This window comes from Streptomyces sp. NBC_01410 (genome assembly GCF_045040195.1).
Lineage (GTDB): Bacteria > Actinomycetota > Actinomycetes > Streptomycetales > Streptomycetaceae > Streptomyces.
Genome location: NZ_CP109530.1, coordinates 2,085,980 through 2,098,310, shown reverse-complemented (window position 1 = coordinate 2,098,310; position 12,331 = coordinate 2,085,980). Strand labels below are relative to the sequence as shown.

The 12,331-nt window shown below is 71.8% G+C and carries 9 protein-coding genes and 1 riboswitch; of the genes, 3 read left to right on the top strand and 6 right to left on the bottom strand.

All coding sequences use genetic code 11. From position 1 onward, the window contains the following. Positions 1-19: 19 nt before the first annotated feature. From cobN to OG741_RS09690, 5 genes are all read right to left on the bottom strand, one after another. The gene (gene cobN / locus OG741_RS09710; protein WP_405596388.1) at positions 20-3,712 is read right to left on the bottom strand and encodes a cobaltochelatase subunit CobN; all 3,693 of its coding nucleotides are present in this window, start codon (positions 3,710-3,712) and stop codon (positions 20-22) included. Next, positions 3,709-5,226 (bottom strand): cobyric acid synthase, encoded by a 1,518-nt coding sequence (locus OG741_RS09705; RefSeq protein ID WP_405596387.1) that lies wholly within the window; start codon positions 5,224-5,226, stop codon positions 3,709-3,711. Before OG741_RS09705 ends, cobN begins: the two co-directional genes overlap by 4 nt. After that, the gene (locus OG741_RS09700; RefSeq protein ID WP_405596386.1) at positions 5,223-6,188 is read right to left on the bottom strand and encodes a cobalamin biosynthesis protein; all 966 of its coding nucleotides are present in this window, start codon (positions 6,186-6,188) and stop codon (positions 5,223-5,225) included. The genes OG741_RS09705 and OG741_RS09700 overlap by 4 nt, the downstream gene beginning before the upstream one ends. 105 nt (positions 6,189-6,293) lie before the next feature. Then, positions 6,294-6,436, bottom strand: a riboswitch (cobalamin riboswitch). A gap of 108 nt (positions 6,437-6,544) precedes the next feature. Beyond that, positions 6,545-6,766: a hypothetical protein gene (locus OG741_RS09695; RefSeq protein WP_405596385.1), complete on the bottom strand. Its 222-nt coding sequence runs from the start codon at positions 6,764-6,766 to the stop codon at positions 6,545-6,547. 12 nt (positions 6,767-6,778) lie between these two features. After that, entirely contained in the window at positions 6,779-8,011 is a 1,233-nt protein-coding gene (locus tag OG741_RS09690; protein WP_405596384.1) for an anion permease, read from the bottom strand. A 225-nt stretch (positions 8,012-8,236) separates the two neighbouring features. Here OG741_RS09690 and OG741_RS09685 point away from each other — a divergent pair, with 225 nt between their 5' ends. The 3 genes from OG741_RS09685 (at position 8,237) to OG741_RS09675 (ending at position 11,658) form a co-directional block, all read left to right on the top strand. Beyond that, positions 8,237-8,893: a class II aldolase/adducin family protein gene (locus tag OG741_RS09685; RefSeq protein WP_405596383.1), complete on the top strand. Its 657-nt coding sequence runs from the start codon at positions 8,237-8,239 to the stop codon at positions 8,891-8,893. A 69-nt stretch (positions 8,894-8,962) separates the two neighbouring features. After that, positions 8,963-10,090 carry an alpha/beta hydrolase gene (locus OG741_RS09680; RefSeq protein ID WP_405596382.1) on the top strand — a complete coding sequence of 376 codons (1,128 nt, stop codon included), beginning with the start codon at positions 8,963-8,965 and terminating at the stop codon, positions 10,088-10,090. Between the two features lie 122 nt (positions 10,091-10,212). Next, a complete protein-coding gene (locus OG741_RS09675; protein ID WP_405596381.1) occupies positions 10,213-11,658 on the top strand; it encodes a hypothetical protein in 1,446 nt (481 codons plus the stop codon). A 19-nt stretch (positions 11,659-11,677) separates the two neighbouring features. On the opposite strand, the gene OG741_RS09670 is transcribed toward OG741_RS09675, so the two are convergent. Then, positions 11,678-12,082 carry a VOC family protein gene (locus OG741_RS09670; protein ID WP_405596380.1) on the bottom strand — a complete coding sequence of 135 codons (405 nt, stop codon included), beginning with the start codon at positions 12,080-12,082 and terminating at the stop codon, positions 11,678-11,680. Positions 12,083-12,331: the final 249 nt, after the last annotated feature.

The following is a 12,331-nucleotide window of genomic DNA, read 5'->3' as shown; positions in this document are numbered from 1 at the left end:
GAGCCCCGGTCGAAGACCTTCACGCGTCCCCCTCCAGCTCGCCCTCGAGCTCCAGGTACGTCGCCCGCAGCCGCTCCAGCGTCCCCTCGTCCGGTTCCGCCCACAGCCCCCGCTCCGCCGCCTCCAGCAGCCGTTCCGTGATGCCCCGCAGCGCCCAGGGATTGGACTTCTGCATGAACTCCCGGTTCTCCGGATCGAAGACGTACTCCGCCGACAACTTCTCGTACATCCAGTCGTCGACTACTCCCGCCGTCGCGTCGTACCCGAACAGATAGTCCACCGTCGCGGCCATCTCGAACGCGCCCTTGTAGCCGTGCCGCCGCATCGCCGCCATCCAGCGCGGGTTGACCACCCGCGCCCGGAACACGCGGTGCGTCTCCTCGCCGAGGGTGCGCGTCCTGATCTGGTCAGGGACCGCCGAGTCGCCCACGTACGCCTCGGGCGATTCGCCCGTCAGATGGCGCACCATGGCGACCATCCCGCCGTGGTACTGGAAGTAGTCGTCCGCGTCGACGAGATCGTGCTCCCGCGTGTCCACGTTCTTCGCGGCGACCGCGATCCTGCGGAACGCTGTCTCCATGTCCCCGCGCGCCGCACGCCCGTTCAGCCCGCGCCCGTACGCGTAGCCGCCCCACACCGCGTACACCTCCGCGAGGTCTGCGTCGGAGCGCCAGTTCCGTGCGTCGATCAGCGGCAGCAGACCCGCTCCGTACGCCCCCGGCTTGGAGCCGAAGATCCGCGCGGTGGCCCGCCGCCGGTCGCCGTGCAGGGCCGTGTCCTCGTCCGCGTGCGCCCGTACGTAGTTGGACTCGGCCGGTTCGTCCAGCTCCGCCACAGCCCGTACGGCGTCGTCGAGCAGCCCCACCACATGCGGGAAGGCGTCCCGGAAGAAGCCGGAGATACGCACCGTCACATCGATGCGCGGCCGCGCGAGCTCCTCCAGCGGCACCACCGCGAAGCCTGTCACGCGCCGGGACGCGTCGTCCCAGACCGGGCGGCAGCCGAGCAGCGCCAGGATCTCGGCGATGTCGTCGCCCTGGGTGCGCATCGCCGAGGTGCCCCACACCGTCAGGCCGACCGACTTCGGGTAGGCGCCGGTGTCCGTCAGGTAGCGCGCCACCAGTGAGTCGGCGAGCGCCTGGCCGACCTCCCAGGACAGCCGGGACGGGATCGCCTTGGGGTCGACGGAGTAGAAGTTGCGGCCGGTCGGCAGGACGTTGACGAGGCCGCGCGTCGGCGAGCCGGAGGGGCCTGCGGGCACATAGCCGCCGTTCAGGGCCCGCAGGATGTTGCCGATCTCGTCGGTCGTACGGGCGAGGCGCGGCACGACCTCCTCGCAGGCGAAACCCAGCACGGCGACGGCGGCGGGGAGTTCGGTGCCGAGGGTGTCGCGCACCAGGGCCGCGCAGTCGTCGGTGGACCAGCCGCGCTCCTCCATGCCCTCGGCGAGCCGCCGGCACAGCTGCTCCAGCAGATCGATCGCGTCGGCGCCGGTCCGGGCCGGACCCCCGACGAGCGCGGTCAGCTCCACCGGGACCTTCACCGGCGCCCCCGGCTCGGCGAGCAGATCCTTCTCGACCAGCCCGAAGTGCTCGGCGAGTGCGGCCCGCAGCCCCGGCAGCGCGTCGGCCTGCCCGCCCCACACCTGGGAGGCGCGCAGCACGGCCAGGACGAGATTGACCCGGGCCTGCGACTCCGGTCCGCCGCCCAGGATGTGCAGACCGTCCCTGATCTGGACGTCCTTGATCTCGCAGAGATAGCCGTCGATGTGCATGACGAACTCGTCGAAGTCGCCGTCGTCCGGCTGTTCGTCGACATGCAGGTCGTGGTGGAGCTCGGCGGCCTTCACGAGCGTCCAGATCTGTGCCCGTACGGCCGGGGCCTTCGCCGGATCGAGATCGGACACGAGCGCGTACTCGTCGAGGAGCTGTTCGAGCTTTGCCAGATCGCCGTAGGTGTCCGCGCGCGCCATAGGCGGCACGAGATGGTCCACGACGGTGGCGTGGCCGCGGCGCTTGGCCTGGGTGCCCTCGCCCGGGTCGTTGACGATGAAGGGGTAGATCAGCGGCAGTTCGCCCAGCACGGCGTCCGGGCCGCAGCCCGCCGACAGCCCGAGGCCCTTGCCCGGCAGCCATTCCAGGGTGCCGTGCTTGCCCATGTGCACGATCGCGTCCGCGCCGAAGCCCCCCTCGGATGCCGGGGCCTCCAGCCAGCGGTACGCCGCCAGGTAGTGGTGCGAGGGCGGCATGTCCGGGTCGTGGTAGATCGCGATCGGGTTCTCGCCGAAGCCGCGCGGCGGCTGGATCATGACCACGACGTTCTCGAACCGGAGCGAGGCCAGCACGATGTCGTCGCCGTCGACATAGAGCGAGCCCGGCGGCTCGCCCCAGTGCTCCAGCATCGCGTCGCGCAGTCCGGGATCCACGGTGTCGAACCAGGCGCGGTAGTCGGCGAGCGGCACGCGCGCGGGGGCGGCGGCCAACTGCTCCTCGGTCAGCCACTCGACGTCGTGGCCACCGGCGTTGATGAGCCGGTGGATCAGCTCGTCGCCGTTGTCCGGGTGGCCTTCGACGGCGTAACCGGCGTCGCGCAGGGCGTCCAGGACCCGTACCGCCGAGGCCGGGGTGTCCAGGCCCACCGCGTTGCCCACGCGTGAGTGCTTGGTCGGGTAGGCGGTGAAGACCAGGGCAAGCCGCTTCTGCGCGTTCGGCTTGTGCTTCAACTCCGCGTGGCGCACGGCGATTCCGGCGACGCGCCCGGCCCGCTCCGGGTCGGCGACGTACACCGGCACATCGTCGGGGCCCTGCTCCTTGAAGGAGAACGGGACCGTGATCAGCCGCCCGTCGAACTCCGGGATCGCCACCTGCATCGCCGCGTCCATCGGGGACAGCGCCGCGTCCGACGCCTCCCAGACCGCCCGCGAGGACGTCAGGCACAGACCCTGGAGCACAGGGATGTCGAGCTCGGCGAGCGCCCCGATGTCCCAGGCCTCGTCGTCGCCGCCCGCACTGGCGTCGCTCGCGCGCGTGCCGCCGGCGGCGAGCACGGTGGCGATCAGCGTGTCGGCCCTGCCGAGCAGCTCGTACAGACCGGGGTCGGCGCCGCGCAGCGAACCGCAGTACACGGGCAGGGCGTTGGCGTCCCGCTCCTCGATGCGGTCGCAGAGCGTGTCGACGAAGGCGGTGTTCCCCGAGAGCTGGTGGGCCCGGTAGAAGAGCACGCCCACGGTCGGCCGGCCCTCGACGTACGCGCGCGTGCCGTGCAGGCCCCACTCGGGCATCTTCTGCGGCTCGGCGCTGTGCCTGTTCTGCGCGCCTCCGGCACGACCGTGCCCCGTCAGCAGCACGTCCTGGAGGAGGAAGCGCGCCAGCTCGAAGAGGTTCCCCGGACCACCCTCGACCAGATAGCGCAGCGCCTCCGTCACCGCACCCGCGTGCACCGTGGACTCGGCCATCAACTCCGCGTCCGGGACGGCCTCTCCGCCGAGCAGCACCGTCGGAATCCGCGCGGCGCGCAGGGCCGCGAGACCGTCCTCCCAGGCCCGCTTCCCGCCGAGCAGACGTACGACGGCGATGTCGGCGCCCTCGATCAGCGCGGGCAGTTCCTCGGCCACGTCGACACGGGTGGGGTTGCCGATCCGGTACGGCGCCCCGCAGGACCGGGCCGCCAGCAGATCCGTGTCGGCGGTGGACAGCAACAGCACGGTGCTCATGGCGCTCCCGGTGGAATGAAGGGCAGTCCCGTCGGAGCGCCCGACTCGATGAGCCGCAACAGCGCGTCCGTGTCCGCGTGTTCTTCGATCAGATCGCCGAGGCGGTCCAGCTGCTCCTCGCGCAGCGCCCCGAAGCTGGTGTCCGGCGCCGGTACGAAACGCCGCCCGGAAGCCGCTGCCACCTCCCGCAGAAAGGCGCGCCTGAAGCCGTCGCTCTCCAGCGAACCGTGCCAGTGCGTGCCCCACACCGACCCGACCCGGCAGCCGTCCAAGAAGGACTCACCGCCGAGCACTTCGGCGACCCCGTGATGGATCTCGTACCCCTCGACGCTCTCGCCGAGCGCCGTGCCCACGGGCCGCGCCAGGGTCTTGTCCCGGGCGAACCGCACCCGTACCGGCAGCAGCCCGAGCCCGTCGACGGCGCCCGCGCGCGACTCGACCTCGTCCTCGATGTGCTCGCCCAGCACCTGGAAGCCGCCGCAGATGCCGAGCACCGGCCGCCCTTCGGCGGCCCGGCGTACCAGAGCCTCGGCGAGCCCACGCTCGCGCAGCCACGCCAGCGCCTTGACCGTGCCCCTCGTACCCGGCACCACCACCAGATCGGCGTCGGCGAGCTCCTCGGCCCGGTCCACGAAGCGCACGACGACGCCGGGTTCGGCGGCGAGCGCGTCCACGTCCGTGAAGTTCGACATCAGCGGTACGGCGCACACGGCGACGCGCAGCACATCCTCGCCGACGGGCGGCGCGACCACCGACTCCCGTACCGCGCCGCGCAGCGAGACCCGCAGCCCGTCCTCCTCGTCGATGCCGAGACCGTGCGCGAAGGGCAGCACGCCATAGGTGTGCCGCCCGGTCAGTCCGTGCAGCATCTCCAGGCCGGGTTCGAGGAGCGTCACATCCCCCCGGAACTTATTGACCAGATAGCCCGCGATCAGCGCCTGGTCCTCGGGGGCGAGGAGTGCCGTCGTACCGAAGAAGGAGGCGAAGACGCCGCCGCGGTCGATGTCTCCGACCACGAGCACCGGCAGGCGCGCGGCCCGCGCGATGCCCATGTTCACGATGTCCGTACGCCGCAGATTGATCTCGGCCGGACTGCCCGCCCCCTCGCAGATCACGGCTTCATACGTGCCCCGCAGCTCCTCCAGGCACTCCACGACGGTCCCGAACAGGGACTCCTGCCGCCCGCCGTGGTAGCCGCGGGCGCTGAGTTCACCCACAGGCCTGCCCATCAGCACAACCTGACTGGAGCGGTCACTGCCGGGCTTGAGCAGTACCGGGTTCATCAGCGCACTCGGCTCCACGCGGGCCGCCTGCGCCTGCATGGCCTGCGCCCGTCCGATCTCCGCGCCCTCGCGCGTCACGAACGAGTTGAGTGACATGTTCTGCCCCTTGAAGGGCGCGACCTTCACCCCCTGCCGCACCAGCCAGCGGCAGATCCCTGCCGTCACGACGCTCTTGCCCGCGTCTGACGTGGTTCCCGCGACCAGCAGCCCGCCGCCCCTGCGCCCGCTCATCCCCGCCCCTTTTCCGCGCGCCGTGCACGCAGCGCATGCCCCGCGAGGCGCCCCGCCGCGCAGGTCGCGAGTGTCAGCCAGCCGACGCGGCGCGAGAGCCGCACGGCACGTTCGATGTCGCCGAACTGGACAGGGCGGCCCTCACCGTTGAGTACGGGACGGTGCTCGACGCGTCCGGCGTAGGAGAGCGTTCCGCCGAGCCGTACACCGAGCGCACCGGCGAAAGCCGCCTCCACCGGACCCGCGTTGGGGCTCGGATGCTTCTTCGCGTCGTCCCGCCAGGCCCGGGCGGCCCCGCGCGCGTCCCCGCCCGCGAGCACCGCCAGCGCCGCGGTGAGCCGGGCGCCCGGCCAGCCCGCGACGTCGTCGAGCCGGGCTGAGGCCCAGCCGAACCGCCGGTAGCGGGGCGACTTGTGGCCGACCATCGCGTCCAGGGTGTTGACCGCCCGGAAGCCGACCAGCCCCGGCACGCCCGCGAGCGCCCCCCAGACCAGCGCGCCCACCACGGCGTCGGAAGTGTTCTCGGCGACGGATTCGACGACGGCGCGCGCGATCTGCTGCTCGTCCAGGGCCTGCGGATCGCGCCCGCACAGATGCGGCAGCCGCTCCCTGGCCACCTCCACGTCCCCGGCGGCCAGCGCGCCACCGATGGCGCGTGCCTCCCGGCCCAGCGAGGTGCCGCCGACGACGGCCCAGGTGGCGGCGGCGGTCAGTGCGACGGACGTGGCCGAGCGGCCCCGTACGCCACGGCTCAGCAGTGCGGCGGCAGCGGCGGCGCCTCCGGCGCACACCACGGTGTGCAGCGCGCCCCACCCCCGGTGGTCACGCCACAGCACACGCTCGACAGCACCCGCGGCCCGCCCGAACGCGGCGACCGGATGCCCTCGGCGGGGATCGCCCAGAAGCAGGTCACCGGCCAGGCCGGCGGTGGCGCCGTACACGAATCGGCGGTCGGCACGCATGGGTTCAGGCCGTCGTTCCGCCTCGTTGGAACCTCGTACTCACCGCAGGAACCGAACCGCAGCCGCGCATGGCGATATGTCCTCACTCAGGGTGTCCGCGCCCTGGTTCGACGTGACCGGCGGTGAGAGTTCCTGGCTTCCGGGGGAGTGCTCCCCCGTGACAGTGGCGGGACCGCGCCGGATTCGCACCGGCTTCCTCTTCTGCCGCCGTAGATGGCCCCGGCAGTCCACCACGCTGCGAGAACGGGCGTCAACTGGCCTTTGACCTGCACGGGGAGAGTGTGTTGGGGCACACACGCGGGCCGGGTCACCCGATGGGGTGACCCGGCCCGGACCCGCCGAATCCGAAACGGCTGTCAGGTGACGATCAGATAGATCCCGTACGCCACAGCCGCCGCGCAGAGCCCGAAGCACGCGTACGCCCCGGTGCGTGCAAGAACCGCGGAGCCGCCGCTCGTGGCCGCGGACTCCTGCTTGGTCAGGCCCACCACGCCCAGGGTGAACAGACCCACCAGGGCGACAGTGGCGACGAGGCTCACGCCGAAGACGGAGCCGAGTGCTGCCCAGTCGATTTTCATGCTGATCTGTCCTTACACCGTGGCCGGACGCGTCGGCTCGGAGCCGGGAGCGGGGATGGTCGTCTTGAGGTCCTGCGCGGGCGTGCCCGCCGGCGGCGGGGTGACGGCCGCGATGGCGGCGGTCACGACGCCCGCGGGCTCGGCTTCCGTGTCATTGACGTTGGTGTGGTCGACCACCTGGCGGCGGGAGACGAACCAGATCGCGGCGCAGGCGCCGATCAGGAAGGCCGCGACGACCGCGACACCCCAGTCGCCCTGCTTGGTCACGAACTCCGAGCCCGCGGCGACCAGAGCGGCGGCGGGCAGCGTCAGGCCCCAGGCGACGAACATCCGGGTGGCGGTGGACCAGCGGACCACGCCGCCCTTGCGGCCCAGGCCCGCGCCCATCACGGCGCCGGAGCAGGAGTGCGTCGTCGACAGCGAGAAGCCGAGGTTGGAGGAGGCGAGGATGACGCTGGCCGCACTGGTCTGGGCGGCGAAGCCCTGCTGCGGCTGAAGGTCCGTCAGGCCCTTGCCCATGGTGCGGATGATGCGCCAGCCGCCGAGGTAGGTGCCCATCGCGATGGCGAGACCGGCGGAGAGGATGACCCACATCGGGGGGTTGGAGCCGGGCGAGAGCACGCCGCCGGCGACGAGCGCCAGCGTGATGATGCCCATCGTCTTCTGCGCGTCGTTGGTGCCGTGGGCCAGTGAGACGAGGCCCGCCGAGGTGATCTGGCCGGCGCGGTAGCCCTTCGCGGTGGCCTTCGCGTCGGCGTTCTTGCCGATCTTGTACGTCAGGCGGGAGGCCAGGAACGCGGCGATGCCGGCCACCAGGGGGGCGGCGATCGCGGGGATCAGGACCTTGGTGACGACGGTGCCGCCGTTGACGCCGCCGATGCCGACCGAGGCGACCGTGGCGCCGATCAGTCCGCCCATCAGGGCGTGCGAGGAGCTGGACGGCAGACCGATGAGCCAGGTCATCAGGTTCCACAGAATGGCGCCGACGAGCGCCGCGAAGATGACTTCCGGGGTGATGCCGGACTCGGTGACGATGCCGCTGGATATCGTTTTGGCGACTTCGACGGACAGGAACGCGCCGACGAGATTGAGCGCGGCGGACATGGCCACCGCCGTCTTGGGCTTCAGGGCGCCGGTCGAGATGGTCGTCGCCATCGCGTTGGCGGTGTCGTGGAAACCGTTTGTGAAATCGAACACGAGAGCTGTCACGATCACGATCGCTAGCAGCAGCGTGATGTGTTCCATTTACCCAGGCAATCTTTTGACGTCAGTGGCGCGGTGAACGTAGTTAACCTGGATGAACAAAAGGTGAACTAGAACGGGCTTCAGGGTGTCCTGAAGTGGGGATTTACCGCTCCGCTTGTCGGGAGTGGCGGCAGTACCGATGACACACGGCTTTCATGGCGATGTGCGCGATCTCCGTCACCCGCCCGTCCTGTGGCACCCGGCACCGCCTGACAGGATCGCCGCATGACCGATCAGGAGCGGCAGGACGCGATCGAGCGGGCGTGGCGGGACCTCATGGCCACGGCCCGCAGAACGGCGACGGAAGGCCTGGTGGTGGGCACCTCGGGCAATGTCTCGGTACGGGTCGGCCCCCTCGTCCTGGTCACCCCGAGCGGAGTCCCCTACGACCGGCTCACCCCCGAGGACGCCGTCGACCTCGACGGCAACCAGGTCCTCGGCGACCTCGCCCCCACCAGCGAGCTGCCCCTGCACCTGGAGCTCTACCGCAACACCTCCGCCGGCGCCGTGGTCCACACCCATGCCGTGCACGCCACCGCCGTCTCCACCCTCGTCCCCGAACTCCCGCCCATCCACTACATGGCCGGGGCCATGGGCGGCCCCGTCCGCGTCGCGGCGTACGCCCTGTACGGAACCGGGGAACTGGCCCAGAACATGCTGCGCGCCCTGCGCGAACGCACCGCCTGCCTCCTCCAGAACCACGGAACCGTCGCCTACGCGGACTCCCTCGACCAGGCCTACGACCGCACCGCCCAGCTGGAGTGGATGTGCCGCCTCTGGCTCACCGCCGCGTCCGTGCCCGGACACGCGCCCACCCTCCTGACGAGCTCCCAGCTGAGTGAGGCGTCCGAGAAGCTCCGGAATTACGGGCAACCGGGTTAGGGGGTGTCCCCCTGACACCGACGGCTCACTCCACTGGCAGGGCGGCACGCGGGTGCCGACACTGGAACGGTGCGCCCGGTTACCGCGACGGCAGCAGCCGTCACCACACTGATCGGCGTCGGCGCGGCCGTCATAGCGGCCGGCCGCTACGCAAGCGACGCCGCGCTCAAGACAACGCCGGGACGCCCACTGCCCGGCGACCCGCGGCTCACCGTGCACTCCACGGCCGCCGGTCATGTGACGCTCACCCGCAGTCTCGCCACCCAGCGCCCGGGCCGGTACGGAATCGAGGGTGAGGACGTCCACGCCGTCATCGGCGCAATACTGGACGAGGTGCCGCGCCGCGCCGACACCGTCGTACGCCGGCTGGAGCGGGTCAGCCACGGCAGCCTCGAGCCCGGCACCAAGGTCCGGCTCACCCCTCGGGTGCACGACGGCGACCCGTCCAGCGCGCTCGGCCTCGACCACAAGGACGTCGACATACCCGGCGAACTCGGCACGCTGCCCGCCTGGTTCGTGCCGGGTCCCCGCGAGACCTGGGTCATCACGGTGCACGGCCTGGGCGCCACCCGGGAACATCCGCTGAACCTCCTGCCGTTCCTGCACACTCTGCGTTTCCCGGTGCTCAACCTCGGCTACCGCGGAGACCCCGGCGCACCCCCGCCGCCCGACGGGCTCGGGCACCTCGGCGACTCCGAGTGGCGCGACCTGGACGCGGCCATCCGCTACGCCGTGAGCCAGGGCGCCGAGCGCGTCATCGTGCACGGCTGGTCCACCGGCGCGTCGATGGCCCTGCACGCCGCCGCCAACTCGGCCCTGCGCGACCGGATCAGGGGCCTCGTCCTGGACTCCCCGGTCCTCGACTGGGAAGCCACGCTGCGCAGCCTGGCCGCAGCCCGGGGCACCCCCGCGCCCCTGCTGCCGCTCGCCGTCCGGGCCGCCCAGGGCAGGACAGGACTGCACGGCGACCGGCTGCTCGAAGCCGCCGATCCCCAGGCCATGCGCGTACCGACCCTGATCTTCCACGGCCCCGACGACGCCCTCGCCTCCTGGCAGCTCTCCCGCGAACTCGCCGCACGCCGCCCCGAACTGGTCAGCCTTCACACCGTGCGGAACGCGCCGCACGCCGCCATGTGGAACGCCGACCCGGAACGCTACGAAGAAGCCCTCCGCCGCTTCCTCACCCCCCTGATGTAGCGCCCTGCCGTCCTTCGGAGGCGTCCGGCGGCCCCTTGCGACGACCCTGCCGGGAGGGCCGCTCAACGAACCGAAGAGGTTCCGTTTGGGCTTTCGGGCCATCAGCGGGAAGACTGCTCCCCGTGACGTCCCGAAAGCCTGATGAGCAATTGGCGCGCAACTCCAGACTCCGTCTTGTCCGCCCGCGATCGCTGGCCACTGCACGGCGGGCCGTGACGACCCGGGGTACCAGGCCGGCACCCCGGCCTCCCGAGGGCACCCCTGTCCCCTCGGAACTGGCCCGACAGGCCAGGACAGTCCTCGCCGACGCCGTTCGCATCGCCCGCTGGGCGGCGGTCGAGAGGGACCCCAGCACCGCCCAGCTCAGCAGTCGGACCCAGGAACGGGCCGCCGTCGCACTGGAGTTGACCCCGCTCCAGGTACGCGCCGGCTGGGACCGTGCCCGCCTGGCCGGACTCGTCGAGCTGCACGGCGACACCGCTCGCCCCGGCTGGCGGCTGCGCGCCTGGGACCGCGACGACATGGCCGTACTGCGCGGCTGGGTCGCGCTCTTCGACGCCTGGTCGCTGGTCCACCCGGCGCCCGACGACGTCGCCCCCACGGCGGTGGCCGAGGTCGTCGAGGCAGTGCCCCAGGTCCTCTCCCTCCTCCAGCTCTCGGCCGGGCCCGTGCTCGTACCGGTGCTGCTCGACCTGCTCCAGCAGCGGGTCGCCGAACTGCGCGAGGAGCGCTGCGAAGTCGCCTATGGCCCGCAGCCCGAGGACGCCGACGCGCTCCCCGTCCCCGGGCCCGACTCCGAACCCGTACCCGTACCCGAACCCGACTCCGAGGCCGGTGCTCCCGTACCCGTCTCCCTCCTGCTCGACTGGGCCCTGGAAGGGCTGTCGGCCGTCGGCGCGCTCACGCTCGACAAGGGCCGCTCGGCCACCCTGACCCCGCTCGGCAACTGGGCGGTCTGGGTCAAGCTGGAGCAGATCTGCGTCGCCGCCCAGAGCCCGGCGGGCAATATCGAGCAGTCCGCCGAGGACATGCTGCGCGGCTGCGCCCGCCTCACCCCCGGCCCGGCCCGCGCCGAGTACCGCGCCTGGCTCGCCGCCCGCACCGTCTCCAGCGCCGTCGCCGAACTCCTGGGCGTCGCCCGCGGCGAGGACGCCCTGCTGCGCGGCCTCGCCTTCGAGGCGCTGCGTGTCGTCGGCGCCCCCGCCGAGGCCGAGGTCCGCGCCGCCGCCGACGAGCCCTCGCTGCGCCCCTACGTCCTGCTCTGGCTCGCCGAGCACGAGGGCGCGGACCCCGAGGACGCCGCCGACGTCCTCACCCGTGAGGAAGCGACCTGGCTCTGGGTGGACACCGCGGCGGCCGTCGCCGACCACGGCGAGCCCCAGCTGCTGCTGCGCCATCTCGACTCCGCGGTCCAGGGCACGGTCCCCGCGCTGCTCGACGAGGTCCGGGCCGGGGGCCACCCCCGCACGGTGCAGGTCCTGGTCGCCCTGGCCGCCGCGCACCCCGATCCGGCCCTCGCGAAGGCCGTACGCCGGGCGGCGTTCCAGGTCCACACCGGCGGCGCGTAAGGGGTGCCGGGGGTGGGGGCTACGACCCCTCCGCCCCCGGCGCGTACGTCCCGAAGCTCCACACATTGCCCTCGATGTCCCGCGCCATGTAGTCCCGCGCCCCGTAGTCCTGGTCGGTCGGCGGCATCACGACGTCCGCGCCGTGCTCCACCGCCCTGCTGTGGTGCGCGTCGACGTCGTCGACGTGGACGAACACCCCCGTCGGCCCGCCGCCCTCCATCAGCTTGTCGAACTCGCTGGCGGTGCCCTTGCTGCCCAGCATCACCATGCCGTTGCCGAAGGTCAGTTCGGCATGTGCCACGGCGCCCGCCTCGTCCTCGTACACTGCGTGCTCGGTGAAGCCGAAGGCCTCGGTGAGCTGTTTGATCGCGGCCTTCGCGTCGGCGTACCGCAACGTCGGACAGATACTTGGTGACTGAGTCATCTCGATCACTCCTCAGGCTCGACGGTGGAAATGTGATCTGCATCTCAGTCTTGCAGTCGCCACTGACAGTCGGCCGCAGGTGTTGCACCGGGCCATGTCGCCGTTCGTGAAGCCGTCGTGGTTCGCCCCTTCTGCCCTGGGGCCGCAGCGGCGAAAGCTGGCGCAAAACCACTTGCAGGGCCCCGGTAGACTGGCCCGTATGGCAATTCTCCTTGCGCATTAGGCGGCGTCGAAGCTCCCGCGCCCGTC